At 74.7% G+C, this 21,715-nt stretch carries 23 protein-coding genes and 1 pseudogene; 7 read left to right on the top strand and 17 right to left on the bottom strand.

Annotation, left to right across the window (positions count from 1 at the left end):
• Positions 1-64 precede the first annotated feature (64 nt).
• The 4 genes from EDD39_RS22645 to dacB all read right to left on the bottom strand — a co-directional run bounded on the left by EDD39_RS22645 (position 65) and on the right by dacB (position 5,316).
• Positions 65-1,540 carry a SulP family inorganic anion transporter gene (locus tag EDD39_RS22645; protein ID WP_208765642.1) on the bottom strand — a complete coding sequence of 492 codons (1,476 nt, stop codon included), beginning with the start codon at positions 1,538-1,540 and terminating at the stop codon, positions 65-67.
• Positions 1,541-1,828: 288 nt separating this feature from the next.
• Positions 1,829-2,197, bottom strand: a complete 369-nt coding sequence (locus EDD39_RS22640) for a hypothetical protein (RefSeq protein ID WP_123558742.1) — start codon at positions 2,195-2,197, stop codon at positions 1,829-1,831.
• Positions 2,198-2,432: 235 nt separating this feature from the next.
• Positions 2,433-3,491, bottom strand: coding sequence for a cation diffusion facilitator family transporter (locus EDD39_RS22635; protein WP_123558740.1), 1,059 nt, complete (start codon positions 3,489-3,491; stop codon positions 2,433-2,435).
• A 241-nt stretch (positions 3,492-3,732) separates the two neighbouring features.
• Positions 3,733-5,316: a D-alanyl-D-alanine carboxypeptidase/D-alanyl-D-alanine endopeptidase gene (gene dacB, locus EDD39_RS22630; protein WP_244256921.1), complete on the bottom strand. Its 1,584-nt coding sequence runs from the start codon at positions 5,314-5,316 to the stop codon at positions 3,733-3,735.
• A gap of 525 nt (positions 5,317-5,841) precedes the next feature.
• Here dacB and ku point away from each other — a divergent pair.
• Complete coding sequence (gene ku / locus EDD39_RS22625; protein ID WP_123558736.1) at positions 5,842-6,930, top strand: non-homologous end joining protein Ku; 1,089 nt, start codon at positions 5,842-5,844, stop codon at positions 6,928-6,930.
• Between the two features lie 76 nt (positions 6,931-7,006).
• On the opposite strand, the gene EDD39_RS22620 is transcribed toward ku, so the two are convergent.
• From EDD39_RS22620 to EDD39_RS39730, 10 genes are read right to left on the bottom strand one after another with little or no spacing between them, the layout of a single operon-like run.
• The gene (locus EDD39_RS22620) at positions 7,007-7,291 is read right to left on the bottom strand and encodes a gas vesicle protein K (RefSeq protein ID WP_123558734.1); all 285 of its coding nucleotides are present in this window, start codon (positions 7,289-7,291) and stop codon (positions 7,007-7,009) included.
• Entirely contained in the window at positions 7,288-7,560 is a 273-nt protein-coding gene (locus EDD39_RS22615) for a gas vesicle protein (RefSeq protein WP_425269718.1), read from the bottom strand. The genes EDD39_RS22620 and EDD39_RS22615 overlap by 4 nt, the downstream gene beginning before the upstream one ends.
• Positions 7,557-8,363, bottom strand: a complete 807-nt coding sequence (locus EDD39_RS22610; protein WP_208765564.1) for a GvpL/GvpF family gas vesicle protein — start codon at positions 8,361-8,363, stop codon at positions 7,557-7,559. The genes EDD39_RS22615 and EDD39_RS22610 overlap by 4 nt, the downstream gene beginning before the upstream one ends.
• Positions 8,360-8,839: a gas vesicle protein gene (locus EDD39_RS22605; protein WP_123558732.1), complete on the bottom strand. Its 480-nt coding sequence runs from the start codon at positions 8,837-8,839 to the stop codon at positions 8,360-8,362. Before EDD39_RS22605 ends, EDD39_RS22610 begins: the two co-directional genes overlap by 4 nt.
• Positions 8,836-9,354 (bottom strand): gas vesicle protein GvpO, encoded by a 519-nt coding sequence (gene gvpO, locus EDD39_RS22600; protein WP_123558730.1) that lies wholly within the window; start codon positions 9,352-9,354, stop codon positions 8,836-8,838. Before gvpO ends, EDD39_RS22605 begins: the two co-directional genes overlap by 4 nt.
• A gap of 3 nt (positions 9,355-9,357) precedes the next feature.
• Positions 9,358-9,600, bottom strand: coding sequence for a c-type cytochrome biogenesis protein CcmI (gene ccmI / locus EDD39_RS22595; RefSeq protein ID WP_123558728.1), 243 nt, complete (start codon positions 9,598-9,600; stop codon positions 9,358-9,360).
• Positions 9,591-10,388 carry a GvpL/GvpF family gas vesicle protein gene (locus EDD39_RS22590; protein WP_123558726.1) on the bottom strand — a complete coding sequence of 266 codons (798 nt, stop codon included), beginning with the start codon at positions 10,386-10,388 and terminating at the stop codon, positions 9,591-9,593. Before EDD39_RS22590 ends, ccmI begins: the two co-directional genes overlap by 10 nt.
• Complete coding sequence (gene gvpJ, locus EDD39_RS22585) at positions 10,385-10,822, bottom strand: gas vesicle protein GvpJ (RefSeq protein ID WP_123558724.1); 438 nt, start codon at positions 10,820-10,822, stop codon at positions 10,385-10,387. Before gvpJ ends, EDD39_RS22590 begins: the two co-directional genes overlap by 4 nt.
• A gap of 5 nt (positions 10,823-10,827) precedes the next feature.
• Positions 10,828-11,982 carry an SRPBCC family protein gene (locus EDD39_RS22580; RefSeq protein ID WP_123558722.1) on the bottom strand — a complete coding sequence of 385 codons (1,155 nt, stop codon included), beginning with the start codon at positions 11,980-11,982 and terminating at the stop codon, positions 10,828-10,830.
• 6 nt (positions 11,983-11,988) lie between these two features.
• A complete protein-coding gene (locus EDD39_RS39730) occupies positions 11,989-12,690 on the bottom strand; it encodes a hypothetical protein (RefSeq protein ID WP_162870081.1) in 702 nt (233 codons plus the stop codon).
• 191 nt (positions 12,691-12,881) lie between these two features.
• On the opposite strand from EDD39_RS39730, the gene EDD39_RS22570 reads away from it, so the two are divergent.
• The 3 genes from EDD39_RS22570 (at position 12,882) to EDD39_RS22560 (ending at position 14,960) form a co-directional block, all read left to right on the top strand.
• The gene (locus EDD39_RS22570; RefSeq protein ID WP_208765563.1) at positions 12,882-13,160 is read left to right on the top strand and encodes a DUF6479 family protein; all 279 of its coding nucleotides are present in this window, start codon (positions 12,882-12,884) and stop codon (positions 13,158-13,160) included.
• Between the two features lie 123 nt (positions 13,161-13,283).
• Positions 13,284-13,727 carry a hypothetical protein gene (locus EDD39_RS22565; protein ID WP_123558720.1) on the top strand — a complete coding sequence of 148 codons (444 nt, stop codon included), beginning with the start codon at positions 13,284-13,286 and terminating at the stop codon, positions 13,725-13,727.
• A 3-nt stretch (positions 13,728-13,730) separates the two neighbouring features.
• Positions 13,731-14,960, top strand: coding sequence for a PP2C family protein-serine/threonine phosphatase (locus EDD39_RS22560; protein WP_123558718.1), 1,230 nt, complete (start codon positions 13,731-13,733; stop codon positions 14,958-14,960).
• A gap of 118 nt (positions 14,961-15,078) precedes the next feature.
• On the opposite strand, the gene EDD39_RS22555 is transcribed toward EDD39_RS22560, so the two are convergent.
• Positions 15,079-15,249 carry a hypothetical protein gene (locus EDD39_RS22555; RefSeq protein ID WP_030918119.1) on the bottom strand — a complete coding sequence of 57 codons (171 nt, stop codon included), beginning with the start codon at positions 15,247-15,249 and terminating at the stop codon, positions 15,079-15,081.
• An 86-nt stretch (positions 15,250-15,335) separates the two neighbouring features.
• A pseudogene (locus EDD39_RS22550) lies at positions 15,336-17,536 on the bottom strand (catalase).
• 166 nt (positions 17,537-17,702) lie between these two features.
• Here EDD39_RS22550 and EDD39_RS22545 point away from each other — a divergent pair.
• The 3 genes from EDD39_RS22545 (at position 17,703) to EDD39_RS22535 (ending at position 20,699) form a co-directional block, all read left to right on the top strand.
• The gene (locus EDD39_RS22545; protein WP_244256919.1) at positions 17,703-18,665 is read left to right on the top strand and encodes an SDR family NAD(P)-dependent oxidoreductase; all 963 of its coding nucleotides are present in this window, start codon (positions 17,703-17,705) and stop codon (positions 18,663-18,665) included.
• A 24-nt stretch (positions 18,666-18,689) separates the two neighbouring features.
• On the top strand, positions 18,690-19,877 hold the full coding sequence (locus EDD39_RS22540; protein ID WP_123558714.1) for an alcohol dehydrogenase catalytic domain-containing protein: 1,188 nt from the start codon (positions 18,690-18,692) through the stop codon (positions 19,875-19,877).
• 99 nt (positions 19,878-19,976) lie between these two features.
• Positions 19,977-20,699 (top strand): Mut7-C RNAse domain-containing protein, encoded by a 723-nt coding sequence (locus EDD39_RS22535; RefSeq protein WP_123558712.1) that lies wholly within the window; start codon positions 19,977-19,979, stop codon positions 20,697-20,699.
• 30 nt (positions 20,700-20,729) lie between these two features.
• Here the strand turns inward: EDD39_RS22535 and EDD39_RS22530 are convergent, their stop codons facing one another.
• Positions 20,730-21,692, bottom strand: coding sequence for an LLM class F420-dependent oxidoreductase (locus EDD39_RS22530; protein WP_123558710.1), 963 nt, complete (start codon positions 21,690-21,692; stop codon positions 20,730-20,732).
• Positions 21,693-21,715: the final 23 nt, after the last annotated feature.

The raw sequence follows: 21,715 nt of genomic DNA, 5'->3' as shown, positions 1-21,715 counted from the left end.
TGCCGCGTCGGGCAACCTCCACCACGGCGCGGCGCCGGTTCCCGGCGCCGCGCCGTGGTGCGGGTCAGGTGGTGACGGTGAGCGGGGGTTGCCAGCTGACGGTGGTGGGGTCGTGGGCGGCGTGGCGGGCGGCCCAGGTGAGCAGGGCGGTGCGGCAGGCGTGGTCGAGGTGGCGCAGCGCGGTCCAGTCGAGTTCGACGGGGCGGCCGGTGGGGAGGGATTCGAGGGTGTCGAGCAGGCGGGGCAGGCGCAGGAAGGTGGCGTTCCCGCTGAGGCGGACCTTCAGCGGGCCGCCGGGGCCGGTGTCGGCGAGGTCGATGTGCAGGTGGGAGGTCTGCCAGGCGCTCTTGGCGACGGCGAGGGCGACGCCGATCAGGACGCCCTCGAAGAGGGTGGTGAGGACGATCGCGGTGGTGGTGACGGCGAGGACCGCGAGTTCGCCGCGGTGGCCGCGCCACAGGGCGGCGGCCGGGCGCAGCGGGACGAGCTTGGCCCCGGCGTGGACCAGCACGCCGCCGAGCACGGCGAGCGGGATCAGCCCGAGGACGGCGGGCAGCAGGGCCGCGAACAGCAGCAGCCACAGCCCGTGCAGGACCCGGGAGGTCCTGGTGCGGGCCCCGGCCTGGACGTTGGCGGCGCTGCGGACGATGACGGCGGTCATCGGGAGCGCGCCGAGCAGGCCGCACAGGGTGTTGCCGATGCCCTGGGCGGTGAGTTCGCGGTCGTAGTCGGTGCGCGGCCCGTGGTGCATCCGGTCGACGGCGGCGGCGCTGAACAGGCTCTCGGCGGAGGCGATCAGGGCGAAGGCGAGGACGGTGCCGAGCCCGGCGGTGCCCGCGACCGCGGCGAGGCCGTCGCCGGTGGGGAGCGCGACGGCCTCGAACAGGCCGTCCACCCGGACCCTCGGCACGTCCAGGCCGAACAGCGCGGTGGCCGCGGCGGCGAGGGCCACGGCGGCCAGCGGGGCGGGCACGGCCCGGACGGGGGCGGGCAGCCGCCGCCACAGCGTGAGCAGGGCGACGGTGGCGGCCGCCATGACCAGTGCGGTGGTGGCGGCCCGGCCGGTGAACCAGTCGGCGGCCAGCGCGGGCAGGGCGCCGATCTTCCCGGCGCCGCTGCCGGGGGCGGTGCGCCCGGAGACGGCGTAGAGCTGGCCGAGGATCAGGATCAGGCCGATGGCGGCCAGCATGCCGTGCACCACCGAGAGCGAGATCGCCCGGAACCAGCGGCCGGTGCGCAGCAGCCCCATGGCGATCTGGAGCAGCCCGGCGGCCAGCACCAGCACGCCGAGCGAGCCGAGTCCGAAGCGCTGGACCGCGTCGAACACGAGGACGGTCAGACCGGCGGCCGGGCCGCTGACCTGGAGGCTGCTGCCGGGCAGCAGGCCGACCACCAGGCCGCCGACGATGCCGGTGACCAGCCCGCGTTCGGCGGGCACGCCGGAGGCGACGGCGACGCCCACGCACAGCGGGACGGCCACCAGGAAGACCACCAGCGAGGCGGGCAGGTCCTGCCGCCAGTGCGCGAGGGCCCCGCGCAGGGCGGCGGCGCGGCCGGGGTCGAGGTCGGGGAGCGGGTCGCGGCCGGGGGCGCGGCCGGGGTTCGGGGTGGTGTTCACAGGGCTCGGGCCTCTCCGGGCGGGAGGGCGCGGGCGGGGTGGGGCGGGGACGGTCGCATCGGTGTCTCCTTCCGCCCGTCCGGCGCGGGCCGGACGGGGGTGCTGTCGGTGGGCAGCGGAGCGTGCCGACGGGGCGTCACAGTGACCGGGCGGCCCCGGGTGTCGGGGGGTGCCGGTGCGCGGACCGCGGCCGTCGGCTCGCGGGGCCGCTCAGCAGCGGAACACCTGGAGGCGCGCGAGCGCGGCCGGTCTGGGACCGTCGGCGGTCGTCGGGGCGGGGTGCGCGGGGGCGGGCGGGGCGTCGGGGGCGGTGGCGCCGCCGGACCGGGCGGGGGGACGGGCGGGCGGGCCGCCGTTCGCCCGGTGCCGGCCGGCGGAGCGGCCGGCGGGGGCCGGGGTCTCCTGGTGGGGGGCGCCCTCCAGGTGTTCCTCCGCGGCGGCGGAGGCCGGCGGTCGGGGTGTCCGGGTCTGGGCCTGGGCGGCCGACGGCCCGGCGGTGAGGACGGTGAGCACGGCGGCGAGGAGGGCGGCCAGCAGGACGGCGAGGCGTCCGCCCCGCGTCGTCCGCCGCCCGGTCATCGCCGCCTCCCCCGGCGTCCGCCCGATCCGGCCGCCGTTCCGTCCGTTCCAGCTTACGTACGGACCGTCACCGCGTACCGGTTTTCCGGAGATTCAACGGCGAGTAAAACCCGCTGGTAGAGCGGAATGTGACGGTCCGTCAGCGTGTTGGGGCGGCGCACGGTCCGGCGCGGGCGCTCACCCTGCGTGGCACGGGTGGGCACGGACCGGCGCACGCGCGGGCGGGCGGGCCGGTTCAGTGGGCGTGGGGTTCCTCGCGGTGGACGGCGCCGTGCGGTTCGGCGCAGTGGCCGTCCGGGTGGCTCGGGGCGGCGGCACCGACGGTGAGCAGTTCGGCGGCGGCGTGGTCGACCTGGAGGGTGGTGTGGGTGATGCCGTCGCGGGCGGCGAGTTCGCGTTCGAGGTCCTCGCGCACCGCGTGGCAGTCGCGCTCGGGCGCGACCAGGACGTGCGCGGCCAGCGCGGTCTGGCCGGAGGTGATCTGCCAGACGTGCAGGTCGTGGACCTCGACGACGCCGGGCCGGGCGACCATGGCGTCGCCGATCGCGTCGGGGTCGACGCCGGCCGGGGCGGCCTCCAGGAAGATCCGGCCGGACTCCTTGAGCAGCCCGCACCCGGCCTTGACCATCAGCACCACGACCACCAGCGAGACGATCGCGTCGGCCCGGGCGAAGCCGGTGGTCAGCACCACCAGGCCGGCCACGGCGGTGGCGACGAACCCGAACAGGTCGTTCAGGACGTGCTGGTAGGCGCCCTCGACGTTCAGCGAGGTGCGGTTGGCCCGGGAGAGGCACCAGGCCGCGGCGACGTTCACCGCGATGCCCGCCAGCGCCGTGAACAGCACCGGCGCACCGGACACCGCCGGCGGGCTGATCAGCCGCTCCACCGCCTCGTACGTCAGCCAGGCCGCCAGCAGGATCAGCGTCAGCCCGTTGGCCTGGGCGGAGAGGATCTCCGCCCGCTTGAGCCCGAAGGTGAACCCGCCCCGGGCCGGCCGGGCCGCCAGCCGCATCGCCACCAGGGCCAGCACGATCGACGCCGCGTCGGTCAGCATGTGCGCCGCGTCCGACAGCAGCGCCAGCGAGCCGACGGCCAGGCCGATCGACACCTCCACCGCCATGTAGCCGCAGATCAGCGCGAGCGCGGCGGCCAGCCAGCGCCGGTCGGCGTCGGCCGCCACCCCGTGCGCGTGCCCGTCGTGGCCGTGGCCGCCATGGCCGTGGCCGCCGTGGCCGTGGTCGTGCCGGTCGGCCCCGTCCCGCTCGCCGTGCCCGTGGTCGTGCTCCGCACCCATGGCCCTGCCCTCCCCGTCCCGCTCGTTCGACGCGGGGAAGTGAAGCGCACCGCCGCGCACCTTGGCAAAGGCTGCACCGATGACGGTTTTCACCGGCGATAAGACCGCCCTGACCTGCGGGAACGCCGCCCGCCCGCCGAACGGCGCCCGGCGTGCTCCGGCAGGCGGGCCGCCGGTGTCCCGGGGCGGCACGACTGCGCGGGCGGTCGGGGAGGGTCCGACCGCCCGCGCAGTGGCGGGGTCAGGCGCGGTGGCCGTTGCGGTGTTCCGCGCACGCCTCCTGCTGGAGGATGACGGCGATCTGGTCGACGTCGTCGTTGACGTCGAAGAACCCCTGGATGTCGGGGGCCGCCGCGCCGTTGACGCCGACGAAGAAGGTGAAGAGGTGGCCGTCCTCCGCCTCCAGGTAGCCCGCGTAGGTCTGCGCGTTCACGGCGAGCTGCTGGTTCAGCTCGTCGAAGCCGATGATGGTGCCGGGCTTCGCGAAGACCTTGCCCTTGGCCGGGCAGTCGTCACTGGTGCAGTAGAGCGCGCCGGTGCCGGAGACGCCCAGGATCGGCAGCGAGGTGCGGAAGGCGTCCGCGTCGGGGGTGCGCAGCCAGTACGCGAGCAGCTGGTTGAGCCCGGCGGGGGTGACGCGGTCGACGGGCACGTCGCCGCGGCCGTCCGCCATCTGGAACTGCGTCGGGTCGAGCTGCGCCGTGTTGGCGAGGAAGTCGCGGATGACGGGGAAGCCGTCGAAGCAGTTCGTGCTGCCCTGCAGGGTGGCGATGTTGCACAGGGCCAGGTTGGCGCCGAGGTTGTGGCTAACGTTCAGGATCAGCTTGGCGTAGTCGCGGTACGGCGGTGAGACGTAGGCGGCCACCTGCGGGTCGCCGTCGTAGTCGGCGGGCAGCGCGCCGTCCGGGTTGGGCCCGGTCGGCGGGGCGGTGACGGTGACCCCGGCGCGGCCGAGGGCCTCGATCAGGGCGGTGCGCCCGAACGCGTTGGGGTCCTTCACCTGGGAGATCTTCAGGGTGGGCGCGGAGTCCGCGGCGATCGTCCCGGTGAGCGAGATGCCGGTGCCGTCGGGGGACGTGGAGACCTGGATGTCGGTGGCGCCGCCGGCCTCCACCGTCCGGACGTCGGAGGTGACGTGGTACGGCGCGACCTGCGGGCGCCAGGTCAGCTGGGCGGGCTGCCCGGGGGAGGTCGGGGTGCTCAGCAGATCGATGACGTTGTCGTTGACGATCAGGGGCGTCGGCTGGGGGCTGATCGGCGGGGGCGTGAACAGCCGGGCGTCGATGACGACGTCGCCGTCGACCCTGGTGATGCCCGCGTCCCGGACCTGGCGGGCGATCTGGTCCAGGCCGGCGAGCGGGTCCTCCGGGGTGAGGGTCGCGCCGGGGATGTCGTCGGCGTAGGTGTGGTCGATGGGGGTGAAGTCGACCGACCCGTCCGGCTTGGTCCGGCCGCCCATGGTGAGGTCGCCCTGCGCGACGAGCGCCAGGTTCCCGGTGAGGGTCGAACCGTCGAGCCGGCCGATCGCGTGGACCGGCGTGGTGAAGCGGCGGTCCGGGCCGAGGGCGTGCCAGGCGCCGGAGATGGTGATCACCTTGACGGTCGACCCCGGCATGAAGAACTGGTCGGGGTACTGGGAGTGAACGACCCGCCCGTTCGCGGGGTCGACCTCCAGCAGGCCCCACTGCGCGTTCCGGTACGCGGGCTTGTTCATGATCGCGGTGATCTCGGGCGGGAGGCCGCCGTCGGCGTTCCTCGGAGGCGCGGCGGCAGCCGTACCGGCCACGACCGCGAGCGCGGCGCCGACGGTGGCCCAGGTCCGCACCCGGCCACGGATTCTTGATCGCATACACCCAGCCGTTTCTGGAATCAGGAAGGCCCGCTGCGCGGGCGGTCACGGCGCATCCTGGTGCACCGGATCCGACAACGGCCGCTGCTGCGCTGTGTGTTGACGGCGCGGGAGGTGAAAATCATTCACTCGGTCGAAGGCGGGACGCCGCGGGGCCGGTCCAGGCCCGCTCTTCCGGGCGGCGCCGACCGCGGCCCGGTCCGTGCGGGGTGGCGGGGGCGGGACGGGGCGTCCACGGTGGTGAGGGGGTGCGGGGGAAGGCGAGGTGGATCGGGATGACGACTCGGGCGACCGTCTCCGCGCTGCGCGACGAGACCGCGCCGCTGTACCGGCTGCTGGTGCTCACCGTGCTTGCTCGGTCCGGATCCGCGCCGACACTGCCACCGCGGCCGCCCGGCCCGGGGTGTGGGCCGGGCCCGGACCGGGCAGCCGCGCGGCAGGAACGGGACGGCCCCGGGCGGCACGGCCGCGGACCGGGGTCGGCGGAGGAAGGTGAGCACGATGGCCAAGCCGGTGTGGAAGGGAACGCTGACGTTCGGGCTGGTGAGCCTGCCGGTGGCGCTGTACCCGGCGACCGAGTCCCACACGGTGCGCTTCCACCAGTTGCAGCGCGGCACCACCGACCGGGTGCGGCAGCGGCGGGTGAACGAGCGCACCGGCGAGGAGGTGCCGTTCGACGACATCGTCAAGGGCTACGAACTCGCCGAGGGGCAGTACGTGGTGGTGGAGCCCGCCGAGCTGGAGGAGATCTCCCCCGGGCGGTCCCGGACCATCGAGATCAGCGGTTTCGCCGACCTCGCGGAGATCGATCCGGTCTTCTTCGACAAGACCTACTACCTCGGCCCCGCCGACCCGACGGCCGCGAAGGTCTACCAGCTCCTGGTCGAGGCGCTGGTCCACTCCCACCGGGCCGGGATCGCCGTGTTCTCGATGCGCGGCAGGGAGTACCTGACCGCGGTCGACTCGGCCGACGGGCTCCTCGAGCTGCACACCATGCACTGGGCCGACGAACTGCGCGACCCGCAGCAGGAGGTCCCCGATCTACCCGCCCGGCGGAAGGACTTCAACCGGACCGAACTCACCACCGCCGAGCAGCTGATCGGCATGCTCGCCGTGGACTGGCACCCGGACGACTACCACGACAGCTACGAGGAACGGGTCAGGGCGCTCGTCGAGGCGAAGGCCGACGGCCGGGAGATCACCCTGTCCGCCGGGGCCGAACCCGAGGCCACCGAAGCGACCGAGCTGATGGACGTCCTGCGCCGCAGCCTCGACGAGGCCCGCGCGAAGGGCGGCGGCACCGGGCGCAGGGGCGGCGGGGGCGGCGGCGGCCGGGGCCGGGCGGCGTCCGAACGGGCCGCGGCGCCGAAGCGGGCCGCGAAGCCGGGGAGGGCCGCGAAGCCGGGGAGGGCCGGGGCGCAGGAGGCCGCGGAGGCGGTGGAGGACCTCGCCTCGCTCAGCAAGACCGAGCTCTACCGGCGGGCCGCCGCGCTCGGGGTCCCGCACCGGTCCACCATGACGCGCGACCAGCTGCAGTACGCGCTGAAGGCCGCCGCCCGCCCCCGCCGGAACCTCGGGCGGGCCTCCTGAACCTCGGGCGGACCTCTTGAACCTCGGGCGGGCCTCCTGGGCGGCGGCCCGCCGCTCGGGGCGTCCGGCGCGGGCGTCACTCGGTGGAGAGCAGCGGGCCGAGCGGGCCGAGGTCGATGTTCAGGTCCTCGGGGGTGAGGCCGAAGTGCTCCCGGAGTTCCGCCATCCGGTCCTCCAGGGCCATCAGGGTCAGGCCGAGCTTCTCGACCTGTTCGTCGTCGAGGTCGCCCTGGTCGATCCGGCGCAGCGTCTGACGCTCCATCAGCTGCCGGAGCAGTTCGACCACCGCGAGGACCAGCGCGGCGAGGTCCTGCCCGACCGCCTCGGGGTCGAGTTCCACCCGGCGCGGCCGTCCGCTCACGGTTCCCGCCCCCGTTCGGCGGCCGGTTCGGCGGCCGGTTCGGCGGCCGGTTCGGCGGCCAGGGAGCGGACCGAGGCGATCAGGGCCCGCAGGCTGATCCGGACCAGGTCGACGTCCGCGATCGAGAGGGTGACCTCCCCCGCGATCACCACGCCGCCGGCCAGCACCCGGTCGAGCAGGTCGACCAGCGCGACGTTGCGCTGCCGCAGTCCGGAGTCGGGCTCGATGCCGGGTTCCGGGTGGGACGGGTACCGGTCCGGGGTGCTCACGGCGCGCCGTCCCCGGTCGGGAGGTCGACGAAGGAGTACGGGGGCCAGGGGCCGGTGAGCTCCAGCCGCAGGACGGGGGCGTGCTGCTCCCGCAGGCCGCGGACGGCGCGGGCGAACCCGGCCTCCCGCGAACGGTGCACCAGGTAGGCGCCGTTGAGCAGCATCGGGTCGCGGACGCCGGTCGCCTCCGGGGGCTGCGGCGGGTGCTCGGTGCTGTGGTCGGCGAGGCCGGTCAGGGCCAGGTGGACCTGTCGGGCGCGGGCGGCGGCGTCCGACAGGTCCCGGGTGTCCCGGTCCCGGGCGGCCCGGCGGCGCAGCAGGTAGGCGGTGCCCGGCCGGTCGTCGTCCGGCGGGCCGCCGGTGCCGGTGGCGGCGGCCGGGTCCGCGTTCGCGCGGGCCTCGTCCAGGCGGGCCTTGTCGAGGTGGGCCTTCACGCCCCACTCGGTGCGGTCGGCGACGCGGGCGAGGGCGGTCCGGAACGCGTCGGCGTGGGCCGTCAGCAGGGCGCGGACCCGGTCGTCGTCGCGGTACACCGTGCCGAAGCGCACCGGCAGGGCCCGGCCGGCGGTGGCGGAGACGACCCGGTGGTGGGCGCGGACCGCGGGTTCGAGCCACTGCGGGTCGCGGAGGCGGCGTTGCAGGGCTTCGGCGTCGAAGTCCGGGTCGGGCACCGATCCGACGACGGCGAGCAGGCTGCCGGCCCCGACCGTCCGGGGGTGTTCGCCGGCGACGCCGCCGGGGGTGTCCGGTGGGGGCGCTCCGGTGTCGGCGGGGGCGACCGCGTACAGCCAGGTGTAGGTCACGGCGCCTCCCGCTGCCGCCGGGTGCCGGTGCCCTTCCGGGCCGGGCGCTTCTTCGGTGGCTCGTCCGCCGGCTCCGGGGCAGCGTCGGCGTCCGGGTCCGGGTCCGAATCCGGCTCCGAATCCGGGTCGGCGGTGTCCTTCGAGCGGGCGGCCTCCAGTGCGCCGAGGCGTTCGCGCAGTCGGCGGTTCTCCGCTTCGAGGTCCCGGCGGCGGTCGCCGGAGGAGAGGGTGGGGTCGTGCTCCCACCAGTCGATGCCCATCTCCCTGGCCTTGTCGACCGAGGCGACCAGCAGCCGGATCCGGATCGTGAGCAGTTCGATGTCCAGCAGGTTGATCCGGATGTCCCCGGCGATCACGATGCCCTTGTCCAGCACGCGTTCGAGCAGGTCGGCCAGGTTGGCGGGCTGCGGGGCGGCGGAGGTGCCGGGGTAGGCGGGGACCTCGCCGGTGCCGCGCCACGGGGTGGGGGTGTTCACGGCGGGTCCTCCTGGTCGGGGAAGCGTCCGCGGTGGTAGCGGCTCTCCCGGCGGTAGGAGCGCAGGTCCCCGTCGTGGTCGAGGTCCACCTGGTAGAGGGCCAGGATGTCGGTGGAGTCGGGGATCCGGTGGCTCTCCACCACCTCGACGCCGATCCGCCAGCCGTCCTCGGTCCGTTCCACCGAGGTGACGCCTTCGGGGCTGCGCCCGGTCATCGCCCGGACCTGGGCGGCGGCCCGGCCGGCGGCCTCGGCGGCGCCGATCCCGTCGTCCTCCGCCCGGTCGGACCGGTCGGACCCGGAATCGCGGGAGCGCGTCCGGCCGGTGTCTCCGGGCGCCTCGTCCTCGCCGGGGGGAGCTTCGCGTTCCCGGTCGTCGTCGGCGGCGGGGCGGCGGCGGGGCCGGGCTTCGGCTTCGGCTTCGGGGTCGCGTGCGGTGCGGCGGCGCGGCGCAGCGGTGGACGACGGGCTGCGGGTCGTGCGGTCGCGGGGTTTGCGTGCGGCGGGCTCGGGCACGGTTCACACCTCCAGGCCCCCGGTCGGGGGCAGCAGCCGCCGGACCAGTTCGGCCTCCCGGTCGGCGGCCTCCTGCTCGCTGATCGTCCCCGCCTCCCGGGCGGCCTGGACCTCCCGGAGCCGGCGGCGGACGACGGCCGGGTCGTTCAGCTCGTGCTCGGCCTGTTCCTGCAGCCGTTCGGCCACCCAGACGACGCCGCGGACGGGGGCGAGCGGCAGGGTGAGCAGGCCGGTGATCAGTCCCATGGCCGCGGTCCCGGCGCGTCGACGAGTTGCGCGGCGAAGTCGTACGGGGCGAGCGGGCCGAGCAGCCGGAGGTCGATCCGGCCCGCCCAGTCGGCGCCGAGCTCGTCCGTGGCGCGGGTGAACTCCGGCCACCGGTCGTCGGCCACCAGGAAGGAGCCACCGACCGGCTGGTCGGCGGACGGGTCGACGCGGACGGTCGCCACTGCGAGCGGGCCGAGCCGGGCGAGCAGTTCGTCGGCACCGGCCCGGGCGCGGTCGGCGAGTTCCGCGGAGACGAGTTCGCCGAGCCGGATCCGCTGCGGACGGGAGGCGTCCTCGGGCAGTGCCGCGGTCTCCGCCCGCAGGCGGGCGATGTCCGGCCGCTGTTCGACGATCTCGCGCAGCACCGCCTCCTCGCGGTACGTGCCGCGGACGGTGAACTGGGCGAGCCCGGCCAGTTCCTCCAGCGCGGACCGGAAGCGCTCCCCCTGCGGGGCGAGCAGTTCGTCGGTGACGGCCGCCGGGTCGCGGACCACCGCGCCGAACCGGAACGGCAGGACGGCGGTGCGCCCGGCCGCGACCGCGTCGAGCACCCGGGCGTGGCCGATCAGGTCCTGGGGGGTGCCGAGCGGGCGCCGGGGGTCGATCTCGCTGACCAGGGCGGCCACGTCGCCATGCCGCACCCGGCGCACCGGCTCCGGCGGGTCGCCGACGCCGACGAACCCGTCGGCCTCGTCCGGGCCGGGGGCGTCCGCGGGGACGATCCCGTAGACGTAGCAGGCCCGGTCGGACGGGGTGGCGCTGCTCATCGTCCGTGCTCCTTCCGGGTCGGCCGGGCCCGGCGGCGGGGCCGCTGCTCGGGCTCCTCCTCGGGTTCTTCCTCGTCCTCCTCGTCCTCGCCGCCGCCGACCAGGTCGGACACCTTCTCCTTCACGCCTTCGAGCGCGCCGCGGGTCTTGTGCCGGGCGCCGCCCTCCTGCATGTCGTTCACCAGCTCCGGCAGTCCTTCGCTCCGGTCCTGGGTGATGTCCAGCCGGTTGACCGCTTCGGCGAAGCGCAGGTAGGTGTCCACGCTCGCCACCACGATGCGGGCGTCGATGGTCAGCAGTTCGATCCCGACCAGCGAGACCCGCAGGTAGATGTCGATGACCAGGCCCTTGTCCAGGATCAGGTCCACGACGTCCACCAGGCCGGACGGGGAGGGGCGGGAGGCGTAACTGCCCGATCGCGGGGTGACGGTCATCGTTCTCACCTCTTCCGGGAGGAGGTCCGGCGGGAGCCGCGGCGGGCGGGCCGCTCCGGTTCTTCGCTCTCCTCCTCTTCCTCGTCGTCGTCCTCGGTCGCGTCTTCGTCGTCGGGCTCGTCCTCGTCGCCCTCGTCCTCGTACTCCTCCTCGCCGTCGGACTCGTCGTAGCCCTCGTCATCGGGCTCGCCCTCGTCCTCCTCGTAGCCGTCCTCGGCGTCCTCGTCGTAGCCGTCCTCGTCCGGCTCGTCCTGGTCCGGCTCGTCCTGGTCCTGCTCGTCCTGGTCCTGCTCGTCCTGGTCCTGCTGCTCTTCCTCCTCCTTGACGGCGTCCTCGTGCGAGCGGACGACCTCGCTGTCGCGGATCTCGCCGCGCCAGCCCTCGACGCTGTCGGGGTCGAGGATCGTGCGGGTCATCACGTGGCGGCGGAAGTGCTTCAGCTCCAGCCGGGCACGGCGGCCCTGCGCGCGCCACAGGTTGCCGGTCCGTTCGAACAGGCCCTGAGGGTGGTACTCGAGGACGAGCAGGATCCTGGTGAGGTTGGGGGTGAGCTCGTGGAACGTCACCACCCCGTCCGCCGAGCCCTTGGCGCCCTTGGAGCGCCACACGATCCGCTCGTCCGGGACCTGCTCGACGATCGTCGACTCCCAGGTGCGGTGCGAGAGGAAGATCCCGGCCTTCCAGCTGAGCTTCTCGTCGGAGGACTGGTCGACCTGTTCGACGCGCTTGGTGTACTTCGGGAAGTCCTGGAACTGCGTCCACTGGTTGTAGGCGACCCGGACCGGGACTCCGACGTCGATCTGCTCGACGATGTTGATGACCTTGGTCTCCTTGTTCCCTCCGCCACCACCGCCCCCGCCGCCGCCGAGCTTCCCGGTCACGGCCTGCTTCAGCCCGGACGCGCCCGCGCCCAGCAGGGTCTTCGCCATGGAGCCCCCGCCCCCGCCCCCGCCCCCGTCACTGTCGTTGCTGCTGCCGCCGTTGGCGACGTAGTCGACCAGCCGCTCGGTCACCGCGCCGAGCTTGTCGCTCGCCGCAGCCGCCACGCGCTCCCCCAGCGCGGACACCAGTTCCCGGGTCTGATCCATCAGTTGTTCGGTGGGCAGGGCGTCGAGCACGCCGCCCGCGCCCGCCCCACCGTCATCGGACCGCCTGGCCATCGCCGTTCACCCCGTCCCCGTCTTCCGGGCCGGCGCGCGCTTGCCGGTGCTCTTCGTGCTCTTCGCACCGCTACCGCTGCTCCCGCCGCCGCTGCTCTTCCGGTCTGCTGCGGCTCTGCGCGGCGCCGCCGTCTTCTTCGCGGCGGTCGATCGGGCCGGGCGTTTCGCGGCGCCGCCCGTGCTGCCCTTGCTGCTCGCTCTGCCCTTGCTGCCCGTGCTGCTCGCTCTGCTCGTGCTGCTCGTGCTGCTCGTACGGGAGGTCCGGCGGCGCGGCGGCTCGGGCTCCTCCTCGTCCTCGGGCTCCTCGGGCTCCTCGGGCTCCTCGTCCTCGGGCTCTTCGTCCTCGGGCTCCTCCGGCTCCTCGTCCGGTTCGGAGTCGTCCGACTCCTCGTCCCGGTCGCGGGCGGCGGTGCGGTCGCGGACGGCCTCCGTCTGCTGCTGGAGGCGGTCGGTGAGCGAGCCCATCCGGTTGCTCGCGGCGGCCACGACGGCGTTCTTGCCGGCTTCCGTCAGGTCGCCCCTCATCTCGTCCACCAAACCGCGCAACTGCGGTGAGGACTCGAGGAGTTGACCGATCAGGACACCGGGATTGGTGCTGATTCTCTTTCCAGCCGCCAGACCGGCCAGGGCGAGCGCCCAACGGGCCTTGTGCCAGCGCCCGAGGAAGTAGCCCCCGACCACGGCGGCTGCCAACTTCGAATTCTTCATGGGATTCCCCGAACAGGAGTCGGATCGGTCCTGGAGGCCGTTCCGCTTCGACAGAGGTACCGCCTACCCGGGCCTCCGGGAACGACACCCCGATATCAGGTCCTATCGGGCATTCATCCTGATTCGTCCGGGTAGACGCTCCACGTCGCGGGTCCGCACGGGCGGGCCCGCCGGAACGGAAGGAGCAGGTCATGACGGTCGAGACGGTACTGGCGGCGGAGTCGAGCGGCCCGTCCCTCCTGGTGGTGATCATTCCGGCGCTGATCATCGCGGTCCTGCTGATCGGGGCGTTCGTCTGGGGCAGCCGGTGGTGGAACCGGCGGCGCCCCCCGGGGGCTGCGGGGCCGGCTGCCGGGCGGGCCGGTTCCTGGAGCACCCCGGAGGAGCGCGCCTCGGCGGAGCAGGCACCGGAGGAGGACCCGGGGCGGCCGGTTCCCCCGCGCGGCCCGGGCGGCCGGTCCGAGCGCTGATCGCCCGGGCGGCTGATCGATCCGGGCGGCCGACGGCCCGTTGAGGTCCGGAATGTCGGGCATACGTGCGACGTGTCCGGAGGCTCGCCAGGAGGCTTTCGAGGAGCGAGGAGGCGATCAGCGGTGGTGGTGCTCTGTCTGGGGGTGGTGGCGGGCTACCTGCTCGGGGGGCTGCTGACCGCCCGCGCGGTCTTCCGGCGGGGGCGGGAACGCTTCCTGCACAGGGGCGGGGCGCAGGCGGTCGACGCGCGGCGGGTCCGCACGTTCGAACGGCAGGAGCGTCAGCAGACCGAGGCGTTCGCGCTGTGCTCGGGCGCGCTGTGGCCGGTGGCGCTGCCCGTCCTGCTGCTGCACCGCCTGGTCGGGACGGTGGCCCTGGACCGCGAGCGTCCCGGCGCCGCCCGGCCGGACCCGGGGGCGGTGGCGGCCCGGATCGACGAGCTCGAACGCGAGCTGCGGCTGGGCTGCCACGGCGGGGCCGGGCCGGACGGAGCACCGTCCGGCCCGCTCCTGCCGGCGGAACGCCGGGCCGAGGGCGTGCCGGACCGGCGGGCAAGGTCGGTGTGAGCGATGGCCGACCGCACTCAGCCGCTGAACCTCGGTGAGCAGTTGCTGGAGCAGTTCCTGACCGCGGGCCGCACCCTCGACCCGCGGGACGCGCCCCGTTTCGCCGAGCAGTACACCCGGGCGCTCGGCCTCGGTTCGGCCGCCGTGTACCTGGCCGACATCCAGCAGCACCGCCTGGTCGCCCTGGCCCAGGGCCCGGACCTGCCGATCGACGGCACGCTGGCGGGGTGGGCGTTCCGGACGGGTTCGATGCGGGTGGCGGAGGACACCGGGGAGGGGCTGGTGGCCTGGTTCCCGCTCACCGACGGGGCCGAGCGGCTGGGCGTGCTGGGGTTGCGCACGTCGGCCCTGGACCGGGAGGCGGTGCGCCGCTGCCGGTTGCTGGCCTCGGTGCTCGCCATGGTGATCACCTCCAAGCGGGACACCAGCGACAGCTACGCGCACGGCACCCGGGCGGACACCATGAGCCTGCCGTCCGAGATGCTGCGGGCCTTCCTGCCGCCGCGCACCGTCTGCACCGACCGGGCGATCTCCACCGCCGTCCTGGAGCCGGCCTACCGGCTGGGCGGGGACGCGTTCGAGCACTCGCTGGCCGACGGGGTGCTGCACGCCGCAGTGCTGGACGCGATGGGCCACGACCTGGCGTCCGGCCTGACCGCCGCGCTGGCGCTGGCCGCCTGCCGCAACGCCCGCCGCAACGGCGCCGACCTGCCGGACCTGGTCGACACGATCGACGAGGCGCTGCACACCTGGTTCCCGGACCGTTTCGCCACGGGCGTGTTCCTGCGCCTGGACATCGCCACCGGCACCCTGCACTGGGCCAACTGCGGGCACCCGCACCCGCTGCTGATCCGCTCCGGCCAGGTGGTCCCGGGCGCGCTGGACGGTCCCGGCGAGCTGCCGCTGGGGCTGAGCCACTACACCGGCGCCGCGCGGAGCGTGCGGACCCTCTCGCTCAAGCCGGGCGACCGGCTGCTGATCTACACCGACGGGGTGGTGGACGCGAAGGGCGCCAACCACGAGTTCTTCGGCCTGGCCCGGTTCACCGACTTCGTGATCCGGGCCGCCGGTGCCGGGGAGACGGCTCCGGAGACGCTGCGCCGGCTGATGCACGCGATCCTGGAGCACCAGGACGAGAACCTCACCGACGACGCCACCATCATGATGATCGAGTGGCAGCCGGACTCGCCGCCGCTGCTCGACAACACCCGTCCCCGCACCTCCCCTTGGTGAGTCACCGCCACTTGGTGAGTGTCACCGCCCCTTGACGGCCGATGGGCCCCGGACACGCCGGCGGGGCGGAGGCTTTCCGCCTCCGCCCCGCCGGCCGGGTACCGGTACCGCGGTTCCGCTACCAGCGGTACCAACGTCCGCGGCCGCCGGTCGAGTTGGTGCTGCGGGCGATGAAGCCCACCAGCCAGATCACGAACACGACGATCGCCACCCACCAGAGGACCTTCACCGCGAAGCCCGCGCCGAACAGGATCAGGGCGAGGAGCAGGACCAGCAGAAGCGGGACCATGGGATGTCCTCCTTCATCTCGTTGTGTGTGGTTTCGTCCTGCGTCTGCCCGGCTGCCGCCCGCTCATGCCGTCCCGGGCGGGGAATCTAGGCGGTGGGCGGCGGGAAGCGGTCCCAGACCCGGTGTCCGGCGAGCAGGTCCGCGACCTCGCGCAGGACCTGGACCGGGTCGGTGCCGAGGACGACGCCGGGCCCGTCCGAGGGGAGGCCGGCCGCGGTGAGGGCCTCGCGGGCGTCGCCCCAGCCGCCGATCGCCTTGGCGTGCCGCCAGGTCTCGTCGAGCAGCAGGGCCAGCCGGGGGTCGAGGACGGTGTGCGGCCCGGCGGCGCGGGCGTCGCGGGCGGGGGTGGCGTCGGGGGCCGGGGCGGGGGCGCCGGCCAGCAGGACGGCGTCGAACTCGGTGGAGCGGGCGGTGGCGAAGCTGCGCTGCACCTCGGCCGGGTCGCCGCCGGTGGGGGCGACCACCAGCGGCACCAGGTCGGCGGCGAGGGCGGCGCGGCGGACGGCGTCGAGGGCGACGGGGTCGGTGTCGGGCCCGGTGAGGATGCCCACCGTCCGTCCGGCGACCGGCCAGTCGCGGCCGAGCTGGGACAGCGCGGGGCTGGGCTCGGCGGGCCCGTCGGCGGGGTCGCCGTCCGGGGCGGGCAGGCCGAGGGCGGTGGCGACCTGGGCGCACAGCCGTCCGTCGATCCGGGCCAGGACGCGCAGGGTGCGTTCGCGGACGGCGGGTTCGGTGCACTTGCCGAGCTCGAAGGCGTAGGCGTTGATGATGTGTTCCTGCTCGACGGGCGTCATGCTGGCCCAGAAGATCCGGGCCTGCGAGAAGTGGTCGTCGAACGAGGCGGGCGCCTCCCGGACCTTCTTCGCCGCCGGGACGGGCTGCGGGTGCTCGATGAAGGCGCGCTCGTCGGCGCCGGCGAAGAACGGGCAGCCGCCGTCCAGCGAGTTGGGCTTGTAGGGGGCGACGCCGGTGTGCACGGCGTCCTGGTGGAAGCCGTCGCGCAGCATGTCGTTGACCGGCGCGTGGGTGCGGTTGATCGGGATCTGGGCGAAGTTGGGGCCGCCGAGCCGGGTGATCTGGGTGTCGAGGTAGGAGAACAGCCGGCCGGAGAGCAGCGGGTCGTCCGTGATGTCGATGCCGGGCACCAGGTGGCCGGGGTGGAAGGCGACCTGCTCGACCTCGGCGAAGAAGTTGGTCGGGTTGGCGTGCAGGGTCATCAGGCCGAGCGGCTGCACGGGCGCCAGTTCCTCGGGCACGATCTTGGTGGGGTCGAGCAGGTCGATGCCCTCGAAGGTCTGCTCGGGGTGTCGGGCATGACCTGGATGCCGAGTTCCCACTGCGGGTACGCGCCGGCCTCGATGGCGTCGTACAGGTCGCGCCGGTGGTAGTCGGGGTCGGTGCCGCCGATCAGCTGGGCCTCGTCCCAGGTCAGCGAGTGGACGCCGAGCTTGGGCTTCCAGTGCCACTTGACCAGGGAGGTGGAGCCGTCGGGGGCGACCAGCCGGAAGGTGTGGATGCCGAAGCCCTCCATCGTCCGGTAGGAGCGCGGGATGCCGCGGTCGGACATGTTCCACAGGGTGTGATGGGTGGCCTCGGTGTGCAGCGAGACGAAGTCCCAGAAGGTGTCGTGGGCGGACTGCGCCTGCGGGATCTCCCGGTCGGGGTGCGGTTTGGCGGCGTGCACCACGTCCGGGAACTTGATCGCGTCCTGGATGAAGAACACCGGGATGTTGTTGCCGACCAGGTCGAAGACGCCCTCGTCGGTGTAGAACTTGGTGGCGAAGCCGCGGGTGTCGCGGACGGTGTCGGCGGAGCCGCGCGAGCCGAGCACGGTGGAGAAGCGGACGAACACGGGGGTCCTGGCCCCGGCGGCGAGGAACCCGGCCTTGCTGAGGCCCGCGCCCGCGCCGTAGCTCTCGAACACGCCGTGCGCGGCGGCGCCGCGGGCGTGCACGACGCGCTCGGGGATCCGCTCGTGGTCGAAGTGGGTGATCTTCTCGCGCAGGTGGTGGTCCTGGAGCAGGACGGGGCCGCGCGGTCCGGCCTTCAGCGAGTGGTCGGAGTCCGGCAGCCGGGTGCCCTGCGCGTTGGTCAGGTACGCGCCGTCCTGGGCGCGGACCGGGCCGCTGCCGTCCTGCGGGCCGCGGCCGGTCGCCGAGACGGGCTCGGGGGCGGCCTGGTCGGGCTTCGGCGGCAGCGGCGGGCGCGGCTCGACGGGCTCCTCGACCGTCGGCTGCCCGGCGCTCGGCTCACCGGGCAGGTCGGATCGGGTGTCGTCGGCAGTCATGGGTGTCCTTCCGGAGCGTGGAGGTCGTGGGGTCCTACCGACCCGGCTAACCGGCCGGGCCGGGCAGAAACGGATGAATGTCCCCGTACATCTCTTATCGTCCGGTTTCCTCCCCTGCACCTCGGGCAGGCGTGGTGCAGTCGTGTGCGGAGGAGAGGTGGCGGACGTGGCACGGACGGATTTCGCGGACCGGGCGGCGCTGGTCACCGGCGGGTCGCGCGGGCTGGGCCTGCTGGTCGCGGAGGAGTTGGCCCGGCGCGGCTGCCGGGTCGCGGTGTGCGCCCGGGACGGTGCCGAGCTGGCTTTCGCGGAGCGGAGGTTGGGCCGGTTGACGTCCCGGCGGGCGGCGCTGGAGTGCGACCTGTCGGTGCCGGGCGCGGGGCGGGCGGTGGCCGCGGAGGCGGCCGAGCGGCTGGGGCGTCCGCTGGACCTGCTGGTGAACAACGCGGGGGTGATCCAGGTCGGGCCGCTGGCGGCGCTGGACGAGGAGGACTTCCGCGCCTCCTGGGACGTCATGCTGGCGGCGCCGGTGGAGCTGGTGCTGGCGGTGCTGCCGGGGATGCGCGAGCGCGGCACGGGCTCGCTGGTGAACGTCGCCTCGATCGGCGGGCCCGTCCCGGCGCCGCACCTGCTGCCGTACGTGACGGCGAAGGCCGCGCTGGCGGCGTTCTCCCGCGGGCTGCGGATGGAGCTGGCGGGCAGCGGGGTGCAGGTGACGACGGTGGTGCCGGGGCTGATGCGGACGGGTTCGCACCGGGCGGCCCGGTTCTCCGGGCGGGCGCCGCTGGAGTACGCGTGGTTCGGCACGGCGGCGAGCACGCCGCTGCTGTCGATGGACGCGGGCCGGGCGGCGCGCCGGATCGTGCGGGCCGCCGAGCGGGGGCGGCCGGAGCTGGTGCTGACCCCGGCGGCGAAGCTCGCGGTGCGCCTGCAGGGGGTGGCCCCGGCGTCGTTCGGGGCGCTGCTGGGCGCGGCGGGGAGGCTGCTGCCGGGCCCGGGGCGGGTCGCCGAGCACGACCTGCCGGGCGCCGCGGCGGCCGGGCGCACCGGCCGGCTGGTGCCGCGGCTGACCGCGCTCGGCGACCGGGCCGGGCGCGAGAACAACGAGCCCGGCCCGCAGGCGGGTTGACCATTCCCACGGAAGGAGCGCGTGATGCGCGCGGTGACCTGGCAGGGCAGGCGGGACGTCCGGGTGCAGGAGGTGCCCGACCCGGCGGTCGAGGACCCCTCGGACGTGCTGGTGGAGGTGAGCTCGACCGGCCTGTGCGGCTCCGACCTGCACCTGTACGAGGTGCTCGGGCCGTTCCTGGACCCGGGTGACGTCCTGGGCCACGAGGCGATGGGCACCGTCCGGAAGGTGGGCGGCGCGGTGCGCACGCTGAGCCCGGGCGACCGGGTGGTGGTGCCGTTCAACGTCAGCTGCGGCACCTGCCGGATGTGCGCGGACGGGCTGCACTCGCAGTGCGAGACCACCCAGGTCCGCGAGTACGGCAGCGGCGCGGCGCTGTTCGGCTACACCAAGCTGTACGGCCAGGTGCCGGGCGGGCAGGCCGAGTTGCTGCGCGTCCCGTTCGGCGACACGCTGCCGGTGAAGGTGCCGGACGGGCCGCCGGACGACCGGTTCGTGTTCCTCTCGGACGTGCTGCCGACGGCCTGGCAGGCCCTCGAGTACGCGGACGTGCCGGAGGGCGGCACGCTGCTGGTGCTGGGCCTGGGGCCGATCGGCGAGATGTGCGTGCGGATGGCGCTGCTGCGCCCGGGGGTGCGGCAGGTGATCGGGGTCGACATGGTGCCGGAGCGGCTGCGGCGGGCCCGGGAGCGCGGCGCGGTGGTGCTGGACCTGAACGACCGGCCCGACCTGCTGCCGCAGACGGTGCGCGACCTGACCGACGGCCTCGGCCCGGACAGCGTGGTCGACGCGGTCGGCATGGAGGCGCACGGCTCCCCCGCCGCGACGGCGGCGCAGCGCCTCACCGGCCTGCTGCCGGACGCGCTGGCCCGGGCGCTGATGCAGCGGGCCGGGGTGGACCGCCTGCAGGCCCTGCACCTGGCGGTGGAGCTGGTCCGACGCGGCGGCACCATCTCGGTGGCGGGCGTCTACGGCGGCGCGGCCGACCCGATGCCGCTGCTGACCATGTTCGACAAGCAGGTGCAGCTGCGGATGGGCCAGGCCAACGTGCGGCGCTGGACGGACGAGCTGCTGCCGCTGCTGACCGACGCCGATCCGCTGGGCGTGGACTCCTTCGCCACCCACCACCTGCCGCTGGACGAGGCGCCGGAGGCGTACGCGATGTTCCAGCAGAAGCGGGACGGCGCGGTCAAGGTGCTGTTCAAGCCCTGACCGGCGCCGACCCCGGCGGCGGGAGCGGGCGGGGCGGGAGCGGGCGGCGGCGGGGGCGGGGGCGGAAAACCGCTTGGGGGCCGCTGGCATGCTGGTGCCGTGGAGAGACCGGAGATCTGGATCGAGTTCGCCCCCGACCTGCACCTCTTCGTCCGAGCCCGGCACCGCGGCGGGCCCGTCGCGGTGCGGACCGACAGCACCTCGACGCTCGGGCACGTGGTCGAGTCGCTGGGCGTCCCGCTCACCGAGGTCGGCGGGCTGCGGGTCGACGGCGAGCCCGTGCCCGTCTCGCGGGTCGCCGGACCGGGCGCGCGGGTCGCGGTGCTCGGGGTGACCAGGCCGCAGCGGCCGGCCGGGCCGGTCCGCTTCCTGCTCGACGTCCACCTGGGCACGCTGGCCCGTCGGCTGCGGCTGCTCGGCGTCGACGCCGCGTACGAGAACGTGGACATCGGCGACCCGGCGCTGGCCGCGCGGTCGGCCGCCGAGCAGCGGGTGCTGCTCTCCCGCGACCGGGGCCTGCTGCACCGGCGCGAGCTGTGGGCGGGCGGCTACGTCTACAGCCACCGGCCGGCCGACCAGCTGCGCGACGTGCTCTCCCGGTTCGCCCCGCCGCTGGCGCCGTGGACCAGGTGCACCGCCTGCAACGGCACGCTGCGCGCCGCCGCCAAGGAGACGGTGCAGGGCCGGATCGAGAACGGGACCGAGCGCTCGTACGACGTCTTCGCCCAGTGCGCGGACTGCGGCCAGGTCTACTGGCGCGGGGCGCACCACGCCCGGTTGGACGCGATCGTGGCGGCCGCGCTCGCCGAGTTCGGCGGCTGACACCCTCGCGCGCCCCGCGCCCGGTCCGGGTCAGGCGGCGCGCAGGGCGGGCAGCAGCTCGTGTTCGGCCCATTCGGTGAACGCGGGCTGGCTGTCGCCGCCGACCTGGATCAGGGCGAGTTCGTCGAACCCGGCCTCGGCGTAGGGGCGGACGGCTTCGAGGAAGTCCTCGACCCGGTCGCCGCAGGGGATGGAGTCGGCGACGTCCTCGGGGCGGACGTACTGGCTCGCGGCGGCGAAGCCGGCGGTGCCGGGGAGGTCGGCGTTGACCTTCCAGCCGCCGCCGAACCAGCGGAACTGGGCGTGCGCGCGGGCGACGGCGGCGTCCCGGTCGCGGTCGAAGCAGACCGGGACCTGGCCGACCGCGGGTTTGCCCGCGCCGCCCGCCTCGGCGAACGCGGTGAGCAGCTCGCGCTCGGGCTGGACGGCGATCGCCAGGTCGGCGAGCCGTCCGGCGGTGGCGCAGGAGACCGGGCCGGAGACGGCGACGCCGATCGGGGGCGGCTGCTCGGGCAGGTCCCAGAGTTTGGCGCCGTCGACCTGGTAGTGCCGTCCGTGGTGGGTGACGTACCCGCCGGCGAACAGTGCCCGGATGATCTCCACGGCCTCGGCCAGCATCTCCTGGCGGACCGCGACGGGCGGCCAACCGCGGCCCACCACGTGCTCGTTGAGGTTCTCGCCGCTGCCCAGCCCGAGCCGGAACCGCCCTTCGGAGAGCAGCTGCACGGTGGCGGCCTTCTGCGCCACCACCGCCGGGTGGTAGCGGACGGTCGGGCAGGTCACGTACGTCATCAGCGGCAGTTCGGCGGTGGCCTGGGCGGCCGCGCCGAGCACCGCCCAGGCGTAGGGGGCGTGGCCCTGTTCGTCCAGCCAGGGGGAGTAGTGGTCGGAGATCACCGCGAAGTCGAAACCGGCGCGTTCGGCGCGCACCGCGTCGGCGACCAGGTCGCGCGGGCCGCGCTGCTCCGTCATGAGGGTGTATCCGATGCGCATGTCTGCCTCCTGGCAGGGCGGTT

The sequence above is a fragment of the Kitasatospora cineracea genome, assembly GCF_003751605.1.
GTDB lineage: Bacteria > Actinomycetota > Actinomycetes > Streptomycetales > Streptomycetaceae > Kitasatospora > Kitasatospora cineracea.
This window is presented reverse-complemented; position numbering and strand designations above follow the sequence as displayed.

Bases quoted from the DNA above. Each gene is read 5' to 3' on its own strand.
- EDD39_RS22570 (WP_208765563.1), top strand. From the start codon at position 12,882: ATGACGGTCGAGACGGTACTGGCGGCGGAGTCGAGCGGCCCGTCCCTC.
- EDD39_RS22555 (WP_030918119.1), bottom strand. From the start codon at position 15,249: ATGGTCCCGCTTCTGCTGGTCCTGCTCCTCGCCCTGATCCTGTTCGGC.
- EDD39_RS22540 (WP_123558714.1), top strand. From the start codon at position 18,690: ATGCGCGCGGTGACCTGGCAGGGCAGGCGGGACGTCCGGGTGCAGGAG.
- EDD39_RS22530 (WP_123558710.1), bottom strand. From the start codon at position 21,692: ATGCGCATCGGATACACCCTCATGACGGAGCAGCGCGGCCCGCGCGAC.
- gvpJ (WP_123558724.1), bottom strand. From the start codon at position 10,822: ATGACCGTCACCCCGCGATCGGGCAGTTACGCCTCCCGCCCCTCCCCG.
- EDD39_RS22580 (WP_123558722.1), bottom strand. From the start codon at position 11,982: ATGGCCAGGCGGTCCGATGACGGTGGGGCGGGCGCGGGCGGCGTGCTC.
- EDD39_RS22640 (WP_123558742.1), bottom strand. From the start codon at position 2,197: ATGACCGGGCGGCGGACGACGCGGGGCGGACGCCTCGCCGTCCTGCTG.
- EDD39_RS22635 (WP_123558740.1), bottom strand. From the start codon at position 3,491: ATGGGTGCGGAGCACGACCACGGGCACGGCGAGCGGGACGGGGCCGAC.
- EDD39_RS39730 (WP_162870081.1), bottom strand. From the start codon at position 12,690: ATGAAGAATTCGAAGTTGGCAGCCGCCGTGGTCGGGGGCTACTTCCTC.
- ku (WP_123558736.1), top strand. From the start codon at position 5,842: ATGGCCAAGCCGGTGTGGAAGGGAACGCTGACGTTCGGGCTGGTGAGC.
- EDD39_RS22590 (WP_123558726.1), bottom strand. From the start codon at position 10,388: ATGAGCAGCGCCACCCCGTCCGACCGGGCCTGCTACGTCTACGGGATC.
- EDD39_RS22560 (WP_123558718.1), top strand. From the start codon at position 13,731: ATGGCCGACCGCACTCAGCCGCTGAACCTCGGTGAGCAGTTGCTGGAG.
- ccmI (WP_123558728.1), bottom strand. From the start codon at position 9,600: ATGGGACTGATCACCGGCCTGCTCACCCTGCCGCTCGCCCCCGTCCGC.